The following is a 22226-nucleotide window of genomic DNA, read 5'->3' on the forward strand; positions in this document are numbered from 1 at the left end:
GAATATAATTTTATCTGAGGATACCAAGATGAAAAAAGCGCTGATTCTGGCTGGTTTAGTAGCTGTTGCTCTGACTGCATGTGGTAAAAAAGAAGAAGCTGCTGCTCCTGCACCAGCTGCACAGCCAGCGGCTGAAGCTCCAGCTGCTGCAGCTCCTGCTGCTGAAGCAACCTCTGCTGCTGCACCGGCTGCTGAAGCAACTTCTGCCGCTGCAGAAACCAAGTAATTCCTGCATGACCTGTCAGGCTATAGGTCTGACAGGTCTCTTCTGAACGTGATTACACCGAGAAGCTGGAACCGCAACCACAGGTTGTCGTCGCATTCGGGTTGGTCACAGTAAAGCGCGAACCTTCCAGTCCGTCGATATAATCCACCACACCGCCGACCAGATACTGCAAGCTCATTCCATCGACCACCATCGTGACACCGTCTTTTTCTACCACGGTATCGCCGTCGTTGATCTTCTCATCAAATGTGAAGCCGTACTGGAAGCCGGAACAGCCGCCACCGGTAATGTAGACCCGCAGTTTCAGCTCTGGATTTTCCTCTTCGGTGATCAACGTTTTTACTTTCGCCGCCGCCGCATCGGTCATCTCAATGGGAAACTGCACTGCTACGTCACTCATAACTACCTCTCACGGCCTGCGGCCAAACACAACGCTGTAAACTTATCGGTTAATGCGCAAATTATGTAATACCTGACTAAACAGTTCAAGTATTACTCAATCTCATGATTCCATAATGTATCACTGGTAGATCTTTTCTGCTTTATCTGCTTTTGCGTTATAGTCGTTTGATTATTTCACAGCGAAATACGGACTGATATTCCATGGCTAACAGCACACAACGTTCGGAACAACTCTTTACCGCCGCTCAGCAATCGATTCCGGGAGGGGTAAATTCTCCTGTCCGCGCCTTTAACGGAGTAGGCGGTACGCCGCGTTTTATCGCCAGAGCGGATGGGGCTTATCTATATGATGTCGATGGCAACCGCTATATCGACTATGTCGGCTCTTGGGGGCCAATGCTGTTGGGCCATAATCATCCGGCCATCAAGGCTGCCGTACTGGCGGCGGTGGAAAATGGTTTAAGTTACGGCGCACCAACAGAAAGCGAAGTGCTGATGGCCGAAACAATCCGTCAGATCATGCCAAATATGGAAATGGTTCGCATGGTGAACTCCGGGACAGAAGCCACCATGAGTGCCATTCGTCTGGCGCGGGGGTATACCGGCCGTGACAAGATCGTGAAATTCGAAGGTTGCTACCACGGTCATGCGGACTGTCTGCTGGTCAAGGCCGGCTCCGGCGCCTTGACCCTGGGCCAGCCAAACTCACCAGGTGTCCCGGCTGATTTTGCCAAACACACCCTGACTTGCACCTATAACGATCTTGCTTCGGTTGAAGCCACATTTGCCAGTTATGGCAGTGATATCGCCTGTATCATCGTGGAGCCGGTCGCCGGCAACATGAACTGTATTCCGCCGGTTCCCGGTTTCCTCGAAGGTCTGCGTGCGATCTGTGATCAATACGGCGCGCTGTTGATCATCGACGAAGTCATGACCGGTTTCCGGGTCAGTCTGCAGGGGGCTCAGGGTTACTACGGTATTACGCCGGATCTGACCACACTTGGCAAGGTCATCGGCGGCGGCATGCCGGTCGGTGCCTTTGGTGGTAAGAAAGAGATCATGGCGCATATCGCACCGACGGGACCGGTTTATCAGGCGGGTACCTTGTCCGGGAATCCGGTGGCGATGGCAGCCGGACTTGCGATGTTGCACGCAATTCAGCAGCCCGGTATTTATGAGCAACTGGCAGAAAAAACCAGACAAGTCGCCGAAGGTTTAAAAGCCGCAGCCGCAAAACATGGTATTTCGCTGGCAGTTAACTATGTCGGCGCCATGTTCGGGTTCTTCTTTACTGCAGAGCCGGAAATTACCCGCTTTGAACAGGTCAGCAGTTGTGATATCGATGCGTTTAAACGCTTCTATCATCTGATGCTGCAGGAAGGTGTTTATCTGGCGCCTTCTGCTTATGAAGCCGGTTTCCTCTCGCTGGCACACAGCGATTCGGATATTGCAGAAACGCTGGCGGCCGCAGAACGCTGTTTTGCACAGATGAAATAAGCTTTCGCTGCTCAAGCAATAAAGGCGTGGATAACCACGTCTTTATTGTTCCGCTTCACCACACCTGCCTGACCTTATAAATCCCGCCTAACACCATATATTCATGTTCGCCATTTAATCCACGTGGCAGCAAGGTATCAAAACAGACGATTTTGCTCAGTGGCACCTGCAGTTCGACGACTTTCGGGCCAAACCGGTAGGCTTCATCCACATCGCTGCTACAGGAGCTGAGATTATTCAGTACCAGCACCGGTTGCTGTGCCAGCTGATAACAGGGGGATTCACTGCTGCCCCGGTACAGCGTTAAATGTTGCTGCTCCGGATACAGATGCGCCAGCTGATACTGACAAAAGCAGTACAACAGATCCAGTTGTCCTGACAGATCATTGGTCTGATACGTCGCCCGCACACAGGCCCGCATATAGCGCAGATACGCGTCAGAATCCTGAGGCGGGATCAGTTCATGATGATAAATGGTTCTTAAGCCGAAACGGGATTCCACCCATTGTCGCCAGGCGGCACCGGCATCACTGTCCGAATCAAACAACCAGCCGAGCAGCAATTTCCGGTAATTGCTTTGTGGCCGGGGCACCGGCTCGGCATCCGGCTGCGGAGTGAGTTTGGCGTCAGGCAACCGGAAACGGACGGCCATATAATCATTGAATATACTCACCCGTTGCCGAGCGTCGCGACAGGCAACCAACCGATCAAATAATTCCGGATAAAAGGTATCAATGCCATCCAGTTGCAGGGAAGCCGGATATTGCTGATAGGCCAAGCTGGCCAGCACCGGCGCCGGAATGTTGCAGCGGTTAAGCGGCAGCGTCAGTTGCGCCAGCAGACTACGTTCATCCGGCAGAGGTTGCATCAGGCCACTCCGGTGTCAGCTCTGCACTGGCGGGTTGCAGATGATAAAGGCGCTCTGCCAGACCACAGATCTCATCATGCCAGTAGAGATGTTGCAGCCAGTCAGACCGTATCCCCCGGTAACCGTAATAGGCGCCGGCCAGTTGCCCGGCCACCGCGGCGGTGGTATCGGCGTCATCACCCAGATTGGCGGCAGCCAGAATGCAATCGGCATAACAGTGCGTATGCCAAAAACACCATAATGCCGCTTCCAGACTCTCTAGCACATAGCCGGTACCTTTCAGGTCGCGGTAGTTCTTATCGATAAATTCAAATGTCTGCAGTGTCGCAATTGCGTCAGTTTGTGCCGGATAAGACACAGACAACACGCTCGCTTTATTGCCGCCCTGCAGCAGATTCAGCAGTTGTGCTGCCAGCCAGCCACAGGCATCGACACAGAGCGGTGCCGCATGCGTGGTGCGGGAACTCTGTCTGGCAAAGTGGATGGCCTGTTCCGGGGTCTGTAAATAAGCGATCGGAATCGGCGCCAGTCGCATGATGGAACCATTGCCGGAAGTCCAGCTGGCGGTCATGCCGGAGAACGGGTTACCGTTTTTCTGAAAACGGCGTAATGCAGCGGAAACGGTGGTTCCGATATCAAAACAATTACCGATGCTGCTGAGATAGCCGTTATCGTACCAGTCACAATAACGGTTCATCTGATCCGCAGCGTCAAATCCGCCACGCGCCAGCAGACTGTGCGCAATGCAAAGCGCCATGGACGTATCATCGGTCCAGTAGCCTTTCTGCAGACAGAAATGACCACCTCCGACCATGTCGGTCAGTGGTTTAAATGAGCCCCGGGGCCGGAACTCCAGTGTGGTACCGACCGCATCGCCGACGGCCAGGCCGACCAGACACCCCAGCGCACGATCTAAGTTGCTGTTCATGCATCCTCCGGATAACACGCGTTTAACCGGAAGCCCATGCAAGGATTACACCGTGGTTTCTGCCGGAAAACAGCGCTGCAGATAATGCCGTAATTGTGGCAACTCCAGCGGACGGGAATAGTGATAGCCCTGAATTTCATCCACCCCGATGGCGATCACGATCTCCCGTTCAGCCGCCGACTCAACCCCTTCTGCTACGACAGTCAGCCCCAGATCATGCGCCAGTTCCGTAATATGCTGCACCAGTTGCAACTGGCGAGTATCAAGATGGATCTGCTGAATGAATGACTTATCAAGTTTGAGTTTATCCACCGGTAACTCCTTCAGATAAGCCAGCGAGGAATAGCCAGTACCAAAATCATCCAGCGCGATACGGATGCCCGCTTCACGTAACGAGGTCAGGATCTGCTGACTGACGGAAAAATCATGCAGCGCGATCGTTTCTGTCAGCTCCAGAACCAGTTGCTGCGGCCGTAACGGCCCCTGCCGGAACAGCTGAACAACCCGGTCTGACAGCGCCAGAGAAAACATGGATTCGGATAAATTCACGGCGACCGACAAACGCGGCAGAATGGAAGACGGCAGAGAAGACAGATCCATGATGACCTGTCGGAAAATCCAGTCCCCCAACACGTCACCCAGTCCATGCTCCTCCGCAATTTCAATGACTTCCGGTGGCGATACAAAACCGAATGAGGCATGTTTCCAGCGCAATAACACCTCGATGCCCAGCGAATGAGGATCATCAACAACATGGATCGGTTGATAGCAGAGATACAGGCCCGCCGGACTACCCGCCTGGAGTTCAGCTCTCAGTTGTGTCGCCAGTTCGCGCCGGCGCTGGAATGTACTTTGCATCTGAATATTAAAATGCTGCACAGACACCGCACTGTTTTTCTTGGCTGCGGCAAGCGCCAGTTCGGCGAACTGAAATAGTTCAACCGGGGAGGTACATTGCTCCGGGAAGGTACTGATCCCGCAACAAAGCCGCATCCGGTGAGCCGGATCATATTCTTTTAGTACGACCTCCAGCGCTTGCATGATTTCCGGCAACAGCGTGGTGACCTGCTGCCTGGGCAATAGCAGGGCAAACTCACTGCTGCCAGTCCGGGCAATTAATGCCGTTTTTCCTGCTTTCTGACGCAAAATATCACTGAGACGCCGGAGTAACTGATCGCCGTTCTGATAGCCAAAAAGATTATTTACTTCATGAAACCGCAGCACATTCAACAAACAAAGGCTCACTGACGTCTGCCGGATACTGCTCTGGTGACAACGTTCTTTCAGGAGTTGCGGCAAACGGGCCCGGTTTGTCAGTCCCGTCAGGGAGTCATGCAAAGATAAAAACCAGTGTTGCCGGGCTTCACGGAATAATAGATAACTCATCAGCAGGCTCAGCAGAGACAGCACGGCCAGCCCCCAGGAAATATCTCTGACGGATAAATCGATAGCTTCCATACCCCGGGTAGCACCCCGACCGGTAAAATTCAGAACCATCAGCTTGCGGATTTCCGGTAGCAGCGCCAGGGAGTGTCGTTCCCACTCCGCAAGGATGGCAGACTCCGGTGGTGGCAAGGCAGTAATCACCGGCTCATACTGTTGAAGGACGCCGAAGGTGCGCTGAATCAGTGCCTGTGCCCCGAAATTCTCTCTGACCAGCTTGCTTTCCGTACCATTCAGAAACACATCCATGCGGTTCCAGGCCAGATCATAGGCCAGGGTCAGTTGTTCTGCCGAGCTTCGGCCGGCACGATAAAGTTGTAATTCAGTACAGAATTTCTGATATTCCAGCTCCAGTTGCGCCAGCGACCAGGCACTCAGGGTCGTATGGGTGGCGATGCGCTGCGACACATTCTGAAAAGATGAAAGTGCACCGACCATCCCGCTGGCCATACCGATAATGAGCAGACCTAATATGATGAATTTGGAGTAGAAACTCATTCATTGCCCACACTGACAGACCGCAATTGCCATATCATGGCACTGTGATATGAAGGCTTATCCAGCTCCGGATGCTGACTCAAAGGATATACAACCCAGATCGGGCCTTTATTTCTGCGGGTCAGTAGCTTGCCATCCTGCGTTAAAGCCAGCAGCACATCGTATTGATAGGCATCAGCGACTGACAACGAGGTGAAATAGTTATTCAGTGCGGTAGCATTGAGCGTGGCCACATCCTGTAAGTCCAGACGATCCAGCAGGTCGCGCAACAACACCCCGCTATACGTATGCGAACCCTCTGTCCAGGGTGTCGTGGTGGTGATGTGTCTCTGGGGCAATGCCTGCAACTGGGCCAGCGTAAAATTCGTTGTCTGTTTCCCCTTCACGGTCAGGAGGACCGGCGAAACAGCCTCCGACGGGGACGACGGTAGCCTTTTCTCCTGCGCCCAGCCGGAGACCGCCACTAACATTCCCAGAAAAAAAACGACCGCTGCCCTGCTTCTGCATCCCATCACATTCCTCGCTTATGCCGATAAAAGCATCAGTAAACGAGTGGCATTCGCAAAAAGATCACATCACTGCGGGTTATTTATTCATCATTCAAGGTGAGACACGGATTCACGCCGGATCAGCGTCGGTTCCAGTGAGATCAGCCGGGGGGCATCATCCGCGCCCTGAATCCGGTCCAATAAGATATCAACCGCCTGCCGGCAGAGCTCTTCCTGCGGCTGATGAATGGTGGTCAGTGGCGGCGTCAGATAGCGGGCTAGTTCGATATCATCGTAACCGATAACCGAGATATCCTGCGGTACCCGTAATCCGGCACGATAGAGCGCCTGATACACGCCGACGGCCGAGACATCGTTACCGGCAAACACTGCGGTCGGCGGTTCCGGCAACGCCAGCAACTGCTGCATACCAGAAATACCACCGGCAAACTCGAAATCACCGGTGACGACATAGTCCTGCCGGTAAGGGAGCCCCGCCTCTGTTAATGCCCGGCGGTAACCCTCCTGCCGGGATTGGGCCGGCAGCTTATCGATCGGACCGGAAATCAGTCCGATCCGGCGATGTCCCTGTTCAATCAGATGCCGGGTCGCCAGATAGCCGCCTAATGCCGAATTGTCCTGTATCCGATCGGCCTGGCTGTTTAGCGGGCCCCAGTCCATCACCACCGTTGGTACCGCCGGATGACGTCCGAAAACCTCCGCAGACGCAGAACGCCCTTCGGTACACATCAGCAGCAAACCGTCGATCCGTTTCTGCAGCAGCACTTCCAGATTATGGCGAAGACGTTCCGGATCGCCTTCGGTATTACACAATACCAGGGTATAACCGCGCTGATAGCAGATACGCTCTACCCCGGCGACGACTTCGGCAAAGAACGGGTTGTTTGACGTGGTCACCATCATCCCCAGTGTCCGGGTCTGATTGATTTTCAGACTGCGGGCCAGGGCAGACGGTGAATAATTGAGTTCGGCCACCGCTTTCAGAATGCGCTCCCGGATTTCGTCACTAACAAAACGGGTGCTGTTCACCACATGGGAAACCGTGGAGGTTGAAACACCCGCTAGCCGGGCGACATCTTTCATGGTGGCCAAAATTGCTAACTCCTTGCTGCCAGAAACGCATCCACCTCGGATCTTACCGGAATCGAAGGTTGTGCGCCGGAACGGGTAACAGAAATCGCTGCCGCCGCATGGGCAAAGCGGATGGCTTCGCGCAGCGATTTTCCTTCCAGTTCTGCCGTCACCAGCGCGCCGTTAAAGGTATCGCCGGCCGCCGTGGTATCCACCGCCTGCACCCGGAATCCCGGAATCAGCTCGCCTTTGCCCTGTTCACTCAGCCAGACGCCCTTCGCGCCCAAGGTAATTAGTACCGTGGTAATGCCATAGGCATGCAAAACATCCGCCGCTTTCTGTGCATCCTGCTCGGTATCGACGACGACGCCCGTCAGCGCCTGCGCTTCGGTTTCATTCGGCGTGATCACATCAACCAGACGCAGCAGCGATTCCGGCAATGCCTGTGCCGGCGCCGGATTCAGGATCACTTTCGTACCGGCGATTCTGGCTGCCTGCGCCGCCGCTTCCACCGTATTCAGCGGACTTTCCAGCTGCATTAATAACACATCAGCATCCGTGATCAACGACAGATGCGGTTGCAGACGGGCCGGTGTCAGTTCCGCATTCGCGCCGGCGGAAATACCGATGCAGTTTTCACCATCCGCCGACACCCAGATCATGGCCACACCGGTCGTGGTGCCATCAATAGCCATGACAGCCCGGGTATCAATCCCATCTGCCGCAAACTGCTCCCGCATGCGGGCACCGATATCATCGCTGCCGACACAGGCGATAAACGCAATATCAGCACCGGTACGGCCGGCGGCGACCGCCTGATTAGCCCCCTTGCCACCATAAGCAATGTGATAACCGCTTCCGACAAGCGTTTCACCTGGTTTCGGAAAACGGGGGACAGATAATACGTGGTCGGCATTCACACTGCCGAGAACGACCAGTTTTTTACTCATCTTCTGCTCCGGCAAAAAAGTACCCGCACAACGGCGGGTACTGGCTAGACATTATTTGGATACGACTTTCAGCGGTACCGGAATATTGGCTGGTACGGTTTCACCTTTCAGCACTTTCGCGGCAGTTTCCACGCCAATGGCACCAATCTGATCCGGCTGCTGCGCAATGGTAGCGGCCATCATGCCTTTCTCTACCGCTTTCACGCCGTCATCGGTACCGTCAAAGCCGACCACCAGCACCTTGTCTTTGCCGGCTGCCTGCAGAGCACGCACTGCACCCAGTGCCATTTCGTCGTTCTGGGCAAACACCGCCTGCACATCACCGTTGCCTGACAGCAGGTTTTCCATGACGTTCAGACCTTTGGTGCGATCAAAATCGGCTGGCTGACTGGCCAGGATGTCGAAACTGTGCGCATCCGCTGCCTGTTTGAATCCGGCGCCACGATCACGGGCGGCAGAAGTACCGGCAATCCCTTCCAGCTGAATGATTTTGGCTTTTTCACCCAGTTTCTGCGCGATGAAATCCCCGGCCATTTTGCCGCCAGCGATATTGTCAGACGCGATATGGCTCACCACCGTACCTTTATTGGCGCCGCGGTCCAGAGTCAGCACCGGCAAATTCGCCTTGTTTGCCATGGCAATGGCATTACCGACCGCATCGGAATCGGTTGGGTTGATCAGCAGTACTTTCACCCCGCGAACCGTCAGATCTTCCACATTAGCCAGCTCTTTCGCCGGGTCATTCTGTGAATCCAGTACCAGCAGGTCGTAACCCAGCTCTTTGGCCTTGGTTTCCGCGCCGTCTTTTAATGTCACAAAGAACGGATTATTCAGTGTGGAAACCACCAGTGCCATCGTATCTTTCGCCATCGCAGAGACAGATACTGAACTACTCAACACCACAGCAGAAACCAGAGTTGCTAACTTTTTCATATTCATAGCTTATTTCCTCGATTCAGGGGTTATTTACCGCTCTTGTGATCGATCAGTACTGCCAGCAGAATGACGGTCGCCTTGACGATCATCTGGTAGTACGAAGACACATCGAGCAGGTTCAGAGCGTTATTTAGGAAGCCGATGATGAAGGCACCGATCAGGGTTCCGGAGATCCGGCCTTTACCACCAGCGAGACTGGTACCGCCCAGAACAACGGCAGCGATAGCATCCAGTTCATAGCCTGAGCCGGCAGTGGGCTGTGCGGAGGACAGACGGGAGGTCACGATGATCCCAGCCAGCGCAGACAGGAAGCCACAAGCGGCATAGACAATGATTTTGATCCGGTCAACATTGATACCGGAGAGGCTGGTCGCGGCTTCGTTACCGCCCAGCGCGTAAATATAGCGACCAATACGGGTGTGGTTCAGCAGATACCAGGCGGCAGCGAATACCACCACCATCAGCCAGACCGGCACCGGAATACCGAACATATAGCCGGTACCAAACCAGGCAAAGGCATCGGAGGCATCAGAGAAACCAGTGCTGATCGGGCGGCCATCGGTAAATACCAGTGTCGCGCCACGCAGCAGTGTCATGGTGACCAGGGTGGCAATAAAGGCCTGCACCCGCCCTTTGGCGATGATCACACCACTGACCCCGCCCAGCAGGGCACCCGCGATTAATACCGCCGGTACAGTGATGAATATAGATAACTCATGACCCAGCATGGCGGCGGCAAATGCCCCGCACAAAGCCAGTACCGAACCCACCGACAGGTCAATCCCTGCCGTCAGGATCACCAGCGTCATGCCGACCGCCATAATGGCATTGACCGAGGTCTGACGCAGAATATTCAGTAAGTTATCGACCGTAAAAAAGTTGGGGTTTAATACAGACACCACCACGATCAGTATCAGCAGCGCGATCAGGGCTTTTTGTTCTAACCACCACTGTTTGCTGAACCAGCGGGATGTTTCAGACGTAGTTTTAGCGTTCATGGCTTGGGTACTCATGCTGCTTGTTGTCCTTCCGTTTTACCAACGGCACAGGCCATCAGTCGTTCCTGGGTCGCATCAGCGCGATCAAATTCACCGCAAATCTTTCCTTCATGCATGACCAGTATCCGGTCACTCATGCCTAACACTTCCGGCATTTCAGAGGAGACCAGAATGATGCTTAAGCCTTCCTGTTTGAATTGGTTGATCAACTGATAAATCTCTTTTTTGGCACCGACATCGACGCCGCGGGTCGGTTCATCCAGAATCAGCACCTTAGGCCGGGTCATCAGTCCGCGGGCAATGGCTACCTTCTGCTGATTGCCGCCAGACAACAGACGAATTGGCTGCTGCATGCCGGGGGTTTTGATGTTGAACAGCCGGATAAAATCCGTCACCGCCTGCTGCTCCGCTTCGTGTTTTAAGCCCCAGATCGAGCTGAAATAGTTGAGCGCGGTCAGGGTCATGTTTTCTTTCACCGACATCCCCAGTACCAGACCGTCACCTTTACGATCTTCGGAGATATACACGATGCCGTTATCCAGTGCCTGCTGGGTAGAGCGGATATCGATCACCTCACCATCCAGCACCAGTTCACCTTCGGTTTTGGCATAGGCACCGTAAATCAGCTTCATCAGTTCGGTGCGTCCAGCGCCCATCAGGCCACAGACCCCCAGGATTTCGCTGCGATACAGCGAAAAAGAGGCCTCTTTTACCCCGGCGCCCGAGAAATCGTTGACCTGCAGACGCAGTTCACCACGGGGAATGGTCAGTCGCGGATACTGTTCTTCCAGGCGACGCCCCACCATCATTTCGATCAGGGCGTCCTCATCCAGCGAGGCGACACTACGCTCGGCAATGAACTGACCATCACGCAGCACCGTGACATCGTCACAAATCTCAAAGATCTCTTTCAGACGATGCGAGATGTAGACAATACCGCGCCCTTCGGCCCGCAATTCCCGGATCACCGAGAACAAGGCTTCTGTTTCGGTATCGGTCAGCGCATCGGTCGGTTCATCCATGATGATGACGCGGGAGGAAAAACTGAGTGCCTTGGCAATTTCCACCATCTGCTGGGTACCGATGGAAAGCTCGCCTACCAGCTTGCGGCTGGAATGCGGCACTTTCAGACGCGCCAGTAACTTGTCGGCTTCGTCATACATCTTTTTCCAGTCGATGCGGCCAAATGGCGTGACAAATTCCCGACCCAAAAAGATGTTTTCCGCGATGGTTAATCCCGGGATCAGGTTCAGCTCCTGATGAATGATACTGATCCCCGCTTCCTGCGACTGTTTCGGACCAGTGAAACTGACATCCTGATCCAGATAATGAATTGACCCTGCATCCTTGCTGTAAATTCCGGTTAACACTTTCATCAGTGTCGACTTGCCGGCACCGTTTTCTCCCAGCAATGCCATCACCCGTCCGGGATAGACACTGAGTGACGCGCCGGACAAGGCTTTCACACCGGGAAATTGCTTATCAATGTTCTGCATCTGTAGCAAGGGCTGCATACTGCCTCCTAGAACACGACGCCGGATACAAAAATCACATTGGCATACGGAGTACATTCACCGGTACGCACCACCGCTTTGCTGCTGTGAGTCAGCTGTTTGAACTCTTCATGGCTGACATAATCAAACGAGACCGGTTTACCCTGGGTTTCGGCAATATGTTTCAGATGCGCCAGCAATTCGGTTTGTAACGCCGGGCTCACCTCGGCGAACTCTTTCGCCATGATCACCCGTTCAATCTGCATCTCTTCGGTAACGGCCCGGACGACATCCATAAAACGCGGAACGCCCTGACTGACCGCCAGATCGATTCGTTCCGGGGCGGACGGGATCGGTAAACCGGCATCCCCAATCGTAAGCTGATCGGTATGTCCCATGGTGGCAATCACATGAGACAGCGGGGCATTCAGCAAAGCATGTTTTTTCATGATCTGGATTCTCCAGATGAGTTAAGACGGAAGTTAAAGCAGTAAAGTCATCTGCTGTATAAACAGTCTTAGCCAGAACAAAATGCTTTGCCAGAATCCTGATTTAGAATTGTGATCGCCATCGAAACGTTTCGATGACAAGATAAACAAGAGGGAGCCCGCCTGCTGAAAACGGGCTCAGATGAGCAGAAAAACAACTCAACCGGTCTGCTGTTGCAAAAAAGCATCCACCTCCTGCCGGGTCGGAACGGATGGCTGAGCACCGGCCCGGGTGACCGAAATCGCCGCTGCGGCATGCGCAAAACGGATCGCCTCCCGAATTGCCCGCCCCTCCAGCCAGCGGGTCACCAGCGCACCATTGAAGGTATCACCGGCAGCGGTCGTATCCACCGCCTTGACCGTAAATCCGGGGATCAGTTCCCCCACCCCGTTTTCACTGAGCCAGACGCCACGGGCTCCCAGCGTGATCAGCACGACCTTGATACCCAGGGCATGTAGGGCATCGGCAGCGCGCTGGGCATCCTGATCCGTGGTCACCTTGATCCCGGTCAGGATCTCGGCCTCGGTTTCATTCGGCGTGATCACATCCACCAGTTTCAGCAAGGCGGTGGGTAACGCCGTCGCCGGTGCCGGATTCAGCACCACCAGCGTGCCGTGGGCTTTGGCGTGCCGGGCGGCGGCTTCGACAGCGGTCAAAGGAGTTTCCAGTTGCACCAGCAGGATCTGTGCATCCGCAATCAGCGGCAGATATGGATCCAGACGCTCAACCGTTAACGCCGCGTTAGCCCCGGCAGCAATGCCAATACAGTTTTCACCACTATCAGCTACCCAGATCAGCGCGACGCCGGTTTTCATCCCCGCAATGGTCATGACCGCCTGGGTATCAATACCGTCCGTTTCAAACTGCGACATCATCTGCCGCCCCGGATCATCATCGCCGACACAGGCAATAAAGGTCACATCCGCGCCCGAGCGCCCGGCGGCAACCGCCTGATTCGCGCCTTTTCCACCAAAAACGACCTGATAATCCTGGCCTTTCAGGGTCTCGCCCGGAAGCGGAAAGCGCGGCACAGAAAGAATATGATCCGCGTTCACACTGCCCATCACGATCAGTTTCCTGTTCATAGCCGCTCCTTAGAACACCACCCCGGAAACGAAGATGACATTGGCATACGGCGTACATTCACCGGTTCGGACCACGGCTCGACTCAGGTGTGTCATCTCCTTGAACTCATCATGGCCCACATAATCAAAACTGATTGAGCGGCCCTGTTCCTGCGCCACATGCTCCAGGTGGGCAACCAGCTCGATATGCAGTGCCGGACTGGTCTCAGCGAATTCGTGAGTCAGAATAACGCGCTCGATCTGCATCTCCGCGGTTACTGCCAGTACCACATCCATAAATTTAGGTACACCCCGGCTTACCGCCAGATCAATCCGTTCCGGTGCCCCCGGGATCGGTAACCCGGCATCACAAATCACTAATTGATCGGTATGCCCCATGGTGGCAATCACGTGAGACAAAGGCGCATTCAGCAAGACATGTTTTTTCATAAGAGGCTCCCCTGAAAGAGCGCTGTGCTCTTTCACTAAGGGTAGCAAAGGATTTCTTTTTAATGCGTAAAATCGGAAAATCGCATCACAGACAAAGAATGAAACCAATCAGGATCATTATCCGATGCTTAATTACTGGCAGGAACAGTTGGAAAACTGGCTGGAACAACACCATACCGAAACCGATGGTGCGCATGATATCGCCCATTTTCGCCGGGTTTGGAAAACCGCCCGGACACTGAACCAGGCGGAAGGCGCTCAGGGCGATGAGCTGGTCTTGCTGGCGGCAGCCTATCTGCATGACATTGTCAGCTTGCCGAAAAATCACCCTGACCGGCATTTAAGTTCGCGGCTAGCGGCCAAAGAAGCGGCCGTGATTTTGCTGGAACTAGGATTTCCCGCAGCGAAGATCAATGCTGTCGGCCATGCTATCGAAGCACACAGTTTTTCAGCGAATTTACCGGCAGAAACGCTGGAAGCCAGATTACTGCAGGACGCAGATCGGATGGAGGCACTCGGTGCCATCGGACTGGCCCGCGTGTTTTATACCTCGGGCCGCATGGAGCGGGAAATGTTTGATCCCTACGATCCGCTCGCCAAACATCGTCCGCTGGATGATATGCAATACGCGCTCGATCATTTCTTCGTAAAACTTTATAAAGTCGCGGACAGCATGCAAACCGGGGCCGGACGGGAAATGGCAAAACAGCGCCGGAAATATCTGGAAGGCTATGTGAAGCAATTATTAAAAGAATTGTAATTTCACCAATAAAAAAACCTGCCGAAGCAGGTTTTTTTATTCCGGTTTCAATAATCTTGAATAAAAAGACTTATTTACCCGGTAAATGACGTAAGGGTATTACGTCAGCATCAGTTAGCGAACAGTTACGTTCACTGCTGATGGGCCACGCTGGCCTTCTTCGATTTCAAAAGAAACAGCCTGACCTTCAGCCAGAGTTTTGAAACCTGTTGATGCGATAGCAGAAAAGTGAACGAACACGTCTTTGCCACCGTTGTCCTGAGACAGGAAGCCAAAACCTTTAGTTTCGTTGAACCATTTAACTGAACCAGTTACTTTAGACATAACATTTTCCTAAGAAATAAATTGGTGCCACAAAGGCAATAATGGCCAGATTTATCTGTCGATACTTATGGGGCACTGAGAAAATATTATTACAACGGCGCAATCGGTAAGAATGGGCAGGGGTCTTAACTTCAATCAAAATGTCTTTCATAAATAGGTCTGATGTACAGGCCGATGAAGATTAGAACATACCCGGTTATTAATAGCGAGCTAATTCAACCGTTATTTTGAATAATTTTTAAACACACAAAATACAAATACCGTCACAGCCCAAAAAAGCCCGTACATCCTAAAACGTACAGGCTCTTAAATCGCTATTTATGCTTTCGGTGCTGAAGAGCGGATCAGGTAGTCAAAGGCACCCAGAGAGGCTTTCGCGCCCTCGCCCATCGCAATGATGATCTGCTTGTACGGCACAATGGTCACGTCACCGGCGGCGAAGACACCCTCCATCGAAGTATTGCCATGCGCACCAACCATGATCTCGCCGCGATTACTCAGCTCCACTTCACTGCCTTTCAGCCAGTCGGTATTCGGCAGCAGACCAATCTGCACGAAGATCCCTTCCAGTTCAATCTTGTGACTTTCATTGGTCGCCCGGTCGGTATAGGTCAGTCCGCTCACTTTATTACCATCCCCCACTACTTCGGTGGACAGTACTTCGGTGATAATGGTGACATTCGGCAGACTGCGCAGTTTGTTCTGCAATACTGCGTCCGCCCGCAACTTGCTGTCAAACTCCAGCAGGGTGACATGAGCCACGATACCCGCCAGGTCGATCGCCGCTTCCACACCGGAGTTACCGCCACCAATCACCGCCACGCGTTTCCCTTTAAACAGCGGACCGTCGCAGTGCGGGCAGTAAGCCACGCCTTTGTTGCGGTACTCTTTCTCGCCCGGAACATTCATTTCACGCCAGCGGGCGCCGGTCGCCAGAATCACGGATTTACTTTTCAGTACTGCGCCGCTTTGCAGAGTAATTTCGACAAATTCAGACCCCCGCTCCAGCTTCGCGGCACGCTGCAGGTTCATGATATCCACGTCATATTCTTTGACATGCTGTTCCAGCGCGACCGCCAGTTTCGGGCCTTCCGTTTCTTTAACAGAAATGAAGTTTTCGATACTCATGGTGTCCAGCACCTGACCACCGAAACGTTCCGCCACCACACCGGTGCGGATGCCTTTACGCGCCGCATAGATCGCCGCCGCAGAACCCGCCGGGCCACCGCCGACCACCAACACATCAAACGGCGCTTTTTCATTGATTTTGGCCGCTTCGCGTTCAACCGCACCGGTATCCAGCTTGGCAACAATTTCTTCTAATCCCATCCGGCCTTGGCCAAACACTTCACCGTTCAGGAACACGGTAGGTACCGCCATGATCTGACGGGCATTGACTTCATCCTGGAACAGAGAGCCGTCGATCATGACGTGACGAATTCTTGGGTTGATCACCGCCATCAGATTTAATGCCTGCACCACATCCGGGCAGTTCTGACAGCTTAAGGAGATATAAGTTTCAAACAGGTAGTCTCCCGGCAGATCGCGGATCTGAGCCAGGACATCTTCGGATGTTTTTGGCGGATAACCGCCCGCCTGCAACAGTGCCAGCACTAACGAGGTAAATTCATGGCCCATCGGCAAACCAGCAAAGCTGATCCCCATATTTTCACCGGCCCGAGTCACCTGGAAAGAGGGCTTGCGCAGTGTGGCATCATTCGAATAACGCACCGCAATTTTTTCAGACTGTTCGGCAATATCAGTAATCAGTGACTCTAATTCGCGAGACTTGTCACTACCATCGACAGAGACGATGATCTCGATTGAATGAGTCAGGTTGGCTAAGTAGCCTTTTAATTGTGTTTTTAAATTAGCGTCTAACATGGTTCAGTCTCATCTCGTGAATAAAGCCGGATAAAAAATTGCCGGGCTAACCCGGCAATCTGTAACGCAGGATTAGATTTTACCAACCAGATCCAGAGACGGAGCCAGAGTCGCTGCGCCCGGAGTCCATTTCGCTGGGCAAACTTCACCCGGATGAGAAGCAACATACTGAGCCGCCTGCACTTTACGCAGCAGTTCTTTGGCGTCACGACCGATACCGTTGTCGTGAATTTCACACAGTTTGATCTGACCTTCCGGGTTGATCAGGAAGGTACCACGCAGTGCCAGACCTTCTTCTTCAATCATGACTTCGAAGTTACGGGTCAGCACACCAGTCGGGTCACCAATCAGTGGGTACTGGATTTTCTTGATGGTTTCTGAAGTGTCATGCCATGCTTTGTGAGTGAAGTGGGTATCAGTCGATACACCGTAAACTTCCACGCCCAGTTTCTGGAATTCAGCGTAGTTGTCAGCCAGGTCGCCCAGCTCGGTCGGACATACGAAAGTGAAATCAGCCGGGTAGAAGAATACAACTGACCATTTGCCTCTCAGGTCTTCGCTGGTAACCGGAACAAATTTGCCATTGTGATAAGCGGTAGCAGCAAACGGTTTAACTTCAGTGTTAATCAAAGACATGTGTAGCTCCTTCGTTGAGTTATCTGGTTAGGTTCGAGTGCGTCGCATCCCGATGGAATTAATACTGAACGAAAATGACAGTTACAGCTAATAGTTGTGAACTATTTGTTTAATAGGTTTTACCTATGTAACAAAAAACAGACTCCCACGGTCATAGGAGTCTGTCGCCCTCATCAAACTGATTTTGAATTCAGTTGTTTATCGTATTGGCAGTCTCGGGTACGACATCGGCGGTGGTGTCACCGGCAAAGTATTCCCGGGTCAGGTGCAGAATCACCGGACTCAGCAACAACAACGAGATCAGGTTAGGAATCGCCATCAGACCATTTAAGGTATCGGCCACCAGCCAGGCGAAATCCAGTTGAGATATCGCACCGAACGGTACCGCGACCACCCAGACAATACGGAACGGCAGAACCGCTTTGGTGCCAACCAGATAGATCCAGCATTTCTCGCCGTAGTAGCTCCAGCCCAGAATAGTGGTAAAAGCAAAAATCACCAGCGCAATCGTCAGGATCACACCGCCGATACCCGGCATAGCCGCTTCAAACGCCGCAGCCGACAACGCCGCGCCACTCTGGCCACTGGTCCAGACTCCGGACGTGATGATCGCCAGACCGGTAATAGAGCATACGATCAGCGTATCAATGAACGTGCCCATCATGCCAATCAGACCGGAACGGACGGCACTTTTCGTGGTACCGGCTGCCTGTGCAATCCCGGCCGTACCCAGACCGGCTTCGTTAGAAAAGACACCACGGGCGACACCGTAGCGGATGGACATCAGTACCACGGAGCCGGCAAAACCACCGGTTGCCGCGACCGGCGTAAAGGCATAGGTAAAGATCAGTTCAAACGCGTGTGGAATTTCAGCCGCATTCACCATCAGCACCACCACCCCACAGATCACATAGGCCACACACATAAACGGAACCAGTGCTTCCGCCACCTTACCGATACGCTTCACACCGCCGAGTGTCACCATGGCGACAATGATGGTGGTCACGACACCGGTCAGCCAGGTAGGAACCTGCAAGGTGCTTTCCAGCGCCAGTGCCATACTGTTGACCTGCACCATGTTGCCGATACCAAAGCCGGCCAGCCCGCCAAAGACAGCAAAGGCCGAACCCAGCCAGACCCAGCGCTTGCCGAGACCATTTTTGATGGCATACATCGGGCCGCCGATATATTCACCACTTTTATCTTTTTCGCGATAATGTACCGCCAGCACGACTTCGGAATATTTGGTTGCCATACCGACCAGCGCGGTACACCACATCCAGAACAGCGCACCAGGACCGCCCATAAAAATAGCGGTAGCCACACCGGCGATATTACCGGTACCCACCGTTGCGGCCAGACAGGTCATCAGTGCCTGAAACGGGCTGATCTCACCACTCTCGTCGTCCCCTTTGGTGCGACCCTGCCACAACAGCGCAAACCCGGCACCAATCTTACGCAGCGGGATAAATCTAAGCAGAAACATCAGGAACAGGCCGGTGCCCAGGATCATCACCAGCATCGGCGCGCCCCAGACAATCCCATTCAGGCCATTAAACGTATTCAGTAGGTATTCCATATGATTAATCTCCATTGATTAAGGGATTTCACTTCACCTGCTCATTGTTTTTTACTCGTCGATGGTACTGCTTTTCAGAAATGAATTTTTATTATTGGCACATTCAAAGTGAATTCAGTCAGCCATCAAAGAGCGCTGACTGAATACATACATAAATCAGGCCACTTGTGCTTTGGCCAGTTCCACATAGATATCACGCAGACGCAGCGCCACCGGACCCGGTTTGCCGTCACCGATCTGCTTGCCATCAATACTGACCACCGGCCAGACAAAGGTGGTGGCCGAGCTGATAAAGGCTTCTTTGGCATGATAGGCTTCATCGGGAGTAAACAGACGTTCTTCCACCTTGATGCCATCACGGGCCGCCAATTCCAGCAGGGCTTTGCGGGTAATGCCGTGCAGGATGTCATGACTTAACGGCCGAGTGACCACGGTATTGTCCGCCAGCACGATGTAGGCGTTGCTGGAACTGCCCTCGGTGATAAAACCGTTCTCGACCAGGAAGGCGTCATCCGCACCATTGGCGTGGGCATACTCTTTCGCCAGACACGGTGCCAGCAGCCCCACGGTTTTGATATCACGGCGATGCCAGCGGATATCCGGCATGGTCACCACTTTAATGCCGGTTTTGACTTTCGGGCTGTCAATCACCGGGCGGGACTGTGTGAACAGCACCAGCGTCGGTTTCACTTCGGCAGAAGGAAAAGCAAAATCGCGATCACCGGCATTACCACGGCTGATCTGCAGATAAATGCCGCCTTCCACCAGATGGTTTTTCTGGATCAGCGCTTCGTGGATCGCTTTCAGCTGTGCCGGCGCTACCGGCATCGTCAGCGACAATTCACGGCAAGAACGCTGCAGACGTTCCAGATGACCGTCAAATTCCACCAGCTTGCCATTCAGCACGGCGGTGACTTCATACACGGCATCGGCAAACAGGAAACCCCGATCAAACACCGAAACTTTTGCTTCTTTTTCATCAACATACTGACCATCAACATAGACAATGCGACTCATGTCCGACTCCTCAAAATTAAATTCAATTTAGCCCCACAATGCCGCATCGGGTGCATGCATCTGGTTGTCTGAATAATCAAATCCGGCAGCACGATCTTTTTGCAGCAGCAACGGTCCATCCAGATCGACGATCTGCGCGCCTTGCGCCACCACAAACGCCGGCGCCATCGCCAGTGACGTGGCCAGCATACAGCCCACCATGAGCTTCATACCGGCCGCTTCCGCCTGCTTGCGCAGTTCCAGTGCTTCGGTCAGACCGCCGGTTTTATCCAGTTTGATGTTGATCATGTCATAGCGACCAATCAGCTCACTTAATGTCGAACTATCATGGCATGACTCATCCGCACAAATCGGGATAGGACGCGGCAGGGAGGCCAGAATGGCATCCTCCCCCGCTGGCAGTGGTTGTTCAATCATCTCCACTCCCAGCTTCTGTAATTCCGGGATCAGCTCACGGTAAATCTGCTCATTCCAGCCTTCATTGGCATCCACAATGATCCGGGCAGCAGGTGAACCGGTACGCACCGCCGCAACCCGCGCCAGATCACCGGCGCCAGCCAGTTTCAGCTTCAACAATGGGCGAAATGCGTTTTCTTCGGCCGCCTGCTGCATATTGGCCGGTGTATCCAGCGACAGCGTATACGCGGTCAGCAGCGCCTGCGGTGCTGGTTGGTTGATCCGCTGCCAGATCCGTTGCCGGTGCTGTTTACTCTCCAGATCCCAGAAGGCGCAATCGACTGCGTTACGGGCGGCACCAGCCGGTAGCGCCGCCTGCAGCCCCTGACGATCCAGCCCGTCCCGCAGTGCCGGCATCAGCGACTCGATCTGCGCGATCACGTCCGGTACCGACTCGCCATAACGGGCATACGGTACACACTCGCCGCGTCCGGTCACGCCCTGTTCGGTCAGCTCAACCACCACCACCTCGGCGGCAGTCTTACTGCCACGCGAGATGGTGAATGAGCCACGGATCGGCCAGCTTTCACTAAAAACCCGGATCTCCATACTCATTCCACCCTGCCGAATTACAGTTGATCCACGATACGACCTACACCCTGACGGAACGGATCCACCGTTGGCAGACCATATTTCTCTTCGATATCCGCCATCAGGCACATCGCTTCTTTTTCAGATAGTTTTGCGGTGTTCACGGAAATACCGACAAAGCGGGCCTTCGGATTGGTCAGTTTCGCCATCGCCAGATTCAGTGCCATGCACTCACCCAGGTCAACGATCGGGTAATCAACGCCACGCATGGTAGTACGGGTCGGTTCGTGACACAGCACCAGCGCATCCGCCTGTGCACCGTGAATGATACCGGTCGTTACACCTGCGAATGATGGATGGAACAGAGAGCCCTGACCTTCAATCACATCCCAGTGATCGGCATCGTTCGCTGGCGCCAGCACTTCTACCGCACCCGCCACGAAATCGGACACTACCGCATCGATACTGACACCGGCGCCGCTGATCAGGATGCCGGTCTGACCGGTCGCACGGAACGTTGCCTTCATGCCACGCGCCAGCATCTCTTTTTCAACAGCCAGCGCAGTGTACATTTTGCCGCAGGAGCAATCGGTGCCCACAGGCAGCAGACGCTTGCCGGCACGTTTGCGGCCATTGGCGACCGGGAAAGCCTGGGTCGGATGACGCACGTCAAACAGTTTACGTCCCAGTCTATCGGCCAATATTTTTAATTCCGGCACATCATTCAGACGGTTATGCAGACCCGCCGCCAGATCCATACCGGCTTCCAGCGCTTCAGTCAGAATGGAAATCCATTTGTCGGAGATGATACCGCCGCGGTTGGCGACCCCAATCACCAGCGTTCTCGCACCGGCCGCTTTCGCCGCAGCAATATCCATATCCGGCAGATCACAATCTGCATGACACTCTTCCATGCGATATTGGCCGACACAATATTCCGGATGCCATTGTTTGATACCGATCGCTACCTTGGCAGCCAGAACATCATGCGCATCACCTAAAAACAGCAGATAAGGTTTTTTAATTTCCATATTTATCATCCTCACAGAGAAATATTACTAACTGACAAAGCGATGCCTGACCGGCAAATATATTGCTGGCTTAAAACAAAACCGCACATCGTTGTGAAAATAATAAATACAGCAAAATAAGATTGTCAATAAAAGAGAAAATACAGAATATAAAACCAATAATAAAATACAAACACAGAGCATTAA

General features: G+C 53.4%; 23 protein-coding genes. 3 read left to right on the forward strand and 20 right to left on the reverse strand.

All coding sequences use genetic code 11. The features are described from left to right. The first annotated feature begins 28 nt into the window (after positions 1–28). On the forward strand, positions 29–226 hold the full coding sequence (locus tag HNR75_RS00905; RefSeq protein ID WP_188025135.1) for a hypothetical protein: 198 nt from the start codon (positions 29–31) through the stop codon (positions 224–226). 52 nt (positions 227–278) lie between these two features. Here HNR75_RS00905 and erpA read toward each other — a convergent pair whose 3' ends face one another. Then, complete coding sequence (gene erpA, locus HNR75_RS00910; protein WP_188025136.1) at positions 279–626, reverse strand: iron-sulfur cluster insertion protein ErpA; 348 nt, start codon at positions 624–626, stop codon at positions 279–281. A 203-nt stretch (positions 627–829) separates the two neighbouring features. Between erpA and hemL the strand changes: the two genes are divergently transcribed. After that, on the forward strand, positions 830–2125 hold the full coding sequence (gene hemL, locus HNR75_RS00915) for a glutamate-1-semialdehyde 2,1-aminomutase (protein ID WP_188025137.1): 1296 nt from the start codon (positions 830–832) through the stop codon (positions 2123–2125). A gap of 55 nt (positions 2126–2180) precedes the next feature. Here hemL and HNR75_RS00920 read toward each other — a convergent pair whose 3' ends face one another. The 12 genes from HNR75_RS00920 to rbsD (HNR75_RS00975) form a co-directional block, all read right to left on the reverse strand. Further along, positions 2181–2993, reverse strand: a complete 813-nt coding sequence (locus tag HNR75_RS00920; RefSeq protein WP_188025138.1) for an NAD(+)--dinitrogen-reductase ADP-D-ribosyltransferase — start codon at positions 2991–2993, stop codon at positions 2181–2183. Next, entirely contained in the window at positions 2974–3921 is a 948-nt protein-coding gene (locus HNR75_RS00925; RefSeq protein ID WP_188025139.1) for an ADP-ribosylglycohydrolase family protein, read from the reverse strand. The genes HNR75_RS00920 and HNR75_RS00925 overlap by 20 nt, the downstream gene beginning before the upstream one ends. A 45-nt stretch (positions 3922–3966) precedes the next feature. Beyond that, positions 3967–5862 (reverse strand): putative bifunctional diguanylate cyclase/phosphodiesterase, encoded by a 1896-nt coding sequence (locus HNR75_RS00930; protein WP_188025140.1) that lies wholly within the window; start codon positions 5860–5862, stop codon positions 3967–3969. Further along, a complete protein-coding gene (locus tag HNR75_RS00935; protein ID WP_188025141.1) occupies positions 5859–6248 on the reverse strand; it encodes a molybdopterin-dependent oxidoreductase in 390 nt (129 codons plus the stop codon). The genes HNR75_RS00930 and HNR75_RS00935 overlap by 4 nt, the downstream gene beginning before the upstream one ends. Positions 6249–6458: 210 nt before the next feature. After that, entirely contained in the window at positions 6459–7463 is a 1005-nt protein-coding gene (rbsR, locus tag HNR75_RS00940; protein WP_188025142.1) for a ribose operon transcriptional repressor RbsR, read from the reverse strand. A 5-nt stretch (positions 7464–7468) separates the two neighbouring features. Further along, positions 7469–8392: a ribokinase gene (gene rbsK, locus HNR75_RS00945; protein ID WP_188025143.1), complete on the reverse strand. Its 924-nt coding sequence runs from the start codon at positions 8390–8392 to the stop codon at positions 7469–7471. A gap of 51 nt (positions 8393–8443) precedes the next feature. Beyond that, positions 8444–9325: a ribose ABC transporter substrate-binding protein RbsB gene (rbsB, locus tag HNR75_RS00950; RefSeq protein ID WP_188025406.1), complete on the reverse strand. Its 882-nt coding sequence runs from the start codon at positions 9323–9325 to the stop codon at positions 8444–8446. A gap of 29 nt (positions 9326–9354) precedes the next feature. After that, positions 9355–10341 (reverse strand): ribose ABC transporter permease, encoded by a 987-nt coding sequence (rbsC, locus tag HNR75_RS00955; protein ID WP_188025144.1) that lies wholly within the window; start codon positions 10339–10341, stop codon positions 9355–9357. Then, positions 10338–11840, reverse strand: a complete 1503-nt coding sequence (gene rbsA, locus HNR75_RS00960) for a ribose ABC transporter ATP-binding protein RbsA (protein ID WP_188025145.1) — start codon at positions 11838–11840, stop codon at positions 10338–10340. Before rbsA ends, rbsC begins: the two co-directional genes overlap by 4 nt. 8 nt (positions 11841–11848) lie before the next feature. Further along, positions 11849–12268 (reverse strand): D-ribose pyranase, encoded by a 420-nt coding sequence (rbsD, locus tag HNR75_RS00965; RefSeq protein ID WP_188025146.1) that lies wholly within the window; start codon positions 12266–12268, stop codon positions 11849–11851. A gap of 198 nt (positions 12269–12466) precedes the next feature. Further along, positions 12467–13393, reverse strand: a complete 927-nt coding sequence (rbsK, locus tag HNR75_RS00970; RefSeq protein ID WP_188025147.1) for a ribokinase — start codon at positions 13391–13393, stop codon at positions 12467–12469. A 9-nt stretch (positions 13394–13402) separates the two neighbouring features. Next, positions 13403–13822, reverse strand: a complete 420-nt coding sequence (rbsD, locus tag HNR75_RS00975) for a D-ribose pyranase (protein WP_188025148.1) — start codon at positions 13820–13822, stop codon at positions 13403–13405. Positions 13823–13946: 124 nt separating this feature from the next. On the opposite strand from rbsD (HNR75_RS00975), the gene HNR75_RS00980 reads away from it, so the two are divergent. Then, the gene (locus tag HNR75_RS00980; RefSeq protein WP_188025149.1) at positions 13947–14582 is read left to right on the forward strand and encodes a phosphohydrolase; all 636 of its coding nucleotides are present in this window, start codon (positions 13947–13949) and stop codon (positions 14580–14582) included. A 114-nt stretch (positions 14583–14696) separates the two neighbouring features. Here the strand turns inward: HNR75_RS00980 and cspE are convergent, their stop codons facing one another. The 7 genes from cspE to dgcN all read right to left on the reverse strand — a co-directional run bounded on the left by cspE (position 14697) and on the right by dgcN (position 22040). Next, the gene (gene cspE / locus HNR75_RS00985) at positions 14697–14906 is read right to left on the reverse strand and encodes a transcription antiterminator/RNA stability regulator CspE (protein WP_024872550.1); all 210 of its coding nucleotides are present in this window, start codon (positions 14904–14906) and stop codon (positions 14697–14699) included. Positions 14907–15224: 318 nt separating this feature from the next. Further along, positions 15225–16790, reverse strand: coding sequence for an alkyl hydroperoxide reductase subunit F (ahpF, locus tag HNR75_RS00990; RefSeq protein ID WP_188025150.1), 1566 nt, complete (start codon positions 16788–16790; stop codon positions 15225–15227). 72 nt (positions 16791–16862) lie between these two features. Next, a complete protein-coding gene (ahpC, locus tag HNR75_RS00995) occupies positions 16863–17426 on the reverse strand; it encodes an alkyl hydroperoxide reductase subunit C (protein WP_188025151.1) in 564 nt (187 codons plus the stop codon). Positions 17427–17616: 190 nt separating this feature from the next. Further along, positions 17617–19005 (reverse strand): alanine/glycine:cation symporter family protein, encoded by a 1389-nt coding sequence (locus HNR75_RS01000; RefSeq protein ID WP_188025152.1) that lies wholly within the window; start codon positions 19003–19005, stop codon positions 17617–17619. A 156-nt stretch (positions 19006–19161) separates the two neighbouring features. Next, positions 19162–20022: a D-amino-acid transaminase gene (locus HNR75_RS01005; protein ID WP_188025153.1), complete on the reverse strand. Its 861-nt coding sequence runs from the start codon at positions 20020–20022 to the stop codon at positions 19162–19164. 27 nt (positions 20023–20049) lie between these two features. Continuing rightward, positions 20050–21033: an N-acetyl-D-Glu racemase DgcA gene (gene dgcA, locus HNR75_RS01010; protein WP_223157713.1), complete on the reverse strand. Its 984-nt coding sequence runs from the start codon at positions 21031–21033 to the stop codon at positions 20050–20052. A gap of 14 nt (positions 21034–21047) precedes the next feature. Next, positions 21048–22040, reverse strand: coding sequence for an N-acetyltransferase DgcN (gene dgcN, locus HNR75_RS01015; protein ID WP_188025154.1), 993 nt, complete (start codon positions 22038–22040; stop codon positions 21048–21050). Positions 22041–22226: the final 186 nt, after the last annotated feature.

Source organism: Tolumonas osonensis, assembly GCF_014202415.1.
GTDB lineage: Bacteria > Pseudomonadota > Gammaproteobacteria > Enterobacterales > Aeromonadaceae > Tolumonas > Tolumonas osonensis.

What these genes read in the sequence shown, in the direction of transcription:
- HNR75_RS00905 (WP_188025135.1), top strand. Translation starts at nt 29, where the DNA reads ATGAAAAAAGCGCTGATTCTGGCTGGTTTAGTAGCTGTTGCTCTGACT.
- erpA (WP_188025136.1), bottom strand. Translation starts at nt 626, where the DNA reads ATGAGTGACGTAGCAGTGCAGTTTCCCATTGAGATGACCGATGCGGCG.
- hemL (WP_188025137.1), top strand. Translation starts at nt 830, where the DNA reads ATGGCTAACAGCACACAACGTTCGGAACAACTCTTTACCGCCGCTCAG.
- HNR75_RS00920 (WP_188025138.1), bottom strand. Translation starts at nt 2,993, where the DNA reads ATGCAACCTCTGCCGGATGAACGTAGTCTGCTGGCGCAACTGACGCTG.
- HNR75_RS00925 (WP_188025139.1), bottom strand. Translation starts at nt 3,921, where the DNA reads ATGAACAGCAACTTAGATCGTGCGCTGGGGTGTCTGGTCGGCCTGGCC.
- HNR75_RS00930 (WP_188025140.1), bottom strand. Translation starts at nt 5,862, where the DNA reads ATGAGTTTCTACTCCAAATTCATCATATTAGGTCTGCTCATTATCGGT.
- rbsK (WP_188025143.1), bottom strand. Translation starts at nt 8,392, where the DNA reads ATGAGTAAAAAACTGGTCGTTCTCGGCAGTGTGAATGCCGACCACGTA.
- rbsB (WP_188025406.1), bottom strand. Translation starts at nt 9,325, where the DNA reads ATGAAAAAGTTAGCAACTCTGGTTTCTGCTGTGGTGTTGAGTAGTTCA.
- rbsC (WP_188025144.1), bottom strand. Translation starts at nt 10,341, where the DNA reads ATGAGTACCCAAGCCATGAACGCTAAAACTACGTCTGAAACATCCCGC.
- rbsA (WP_188025145.1), bottom strand. Translation starts at nt 11,840, where the DNA reads ATGCAGCCCTTGCTACAGATGCAGAACATTGATAAGCAATTTCCCGGT.
- rbsD (WP_188025146.1), bottom strand. Translation starts at nt 12,268, where the DNA reads ATGAAAAAACATGCTTTGCTGAATGCCCCGCTGTCTCATGTGATTGCC.
- rbsK (WP_188025147.1), bottom strand. Translation starts at nt 13,393, where the DNA reads ATGAACAGGAAACTGATCGTGATGGGCAGTGTGAACGCGGATCATATT.
- rbsD (WP_188025148.1), bottom strand. Translation starts at nt 13,822, where the DNA reads ATGAAAAAACATGTCTTGCTGAATGCGCCTTTGTCTCACGTGATTGCC.
- HNR75_RS00980 (WP_188025149.1), top strand. Translation starts at nt 13,947, where the DNA reads ATGCTTAATTACTGGCAGGAACAGTTGGAAAACTGGCTGGAACAACAC.
- cspE (WP_024872550.1), bottom strand. Translation starts at nt 14,906, where the DNA reads ATGTCTAAAGTAACTGGTTCAGTTAAATGGTTCAACGAAACTAAAGGT.
- ahpF (WP_188025150.1), bottom strand. Translation starts at nt 16,790, where the DNA reads ATGTTAGACGCTAATTTAAAAACACAATTAAAAGGCTACTTAGCCAAC.
- ahpC (WP_188025151.1), bottom strand. Translation starts at nt 17,426, where the DNA reads ATGTCTTTGATTAACACTGAAGTTAAACCGTTTGCTGCTACCGCTTAT.
- HNR75_RS01000 (WP_188025152.1), bottom strand. Translation starts at nt 19,005, where the DNA reads ATGGAATACCTACTGAATACGTTTAATGGCCTGAATGGGATTGTCTGG.
- HNR75_RS01005 (WP_188025153.1), bottom strand. Translation starts at nt 20,022, where the DNA reads ATGAGTCGCATTGTCTATGTTGATGGTCAGTATGTTGATGAAAAAGAA.
- dgcA (WP_223157713.1), bottom strand. Translation starts at nt 21,033, where the DNA reads ATGAGTATGGAGATCCGGGTTTTTAGTGAAAGCTGGCCGATCCGTGGC.
- dgcN (WP_188025154.1), bottom strand. Translation starts at nt 22,040, where the DNA reads ATGGAAATTAAAAAACCTTATCTGCTGTTTTTAGGTGATGCGCATGAT.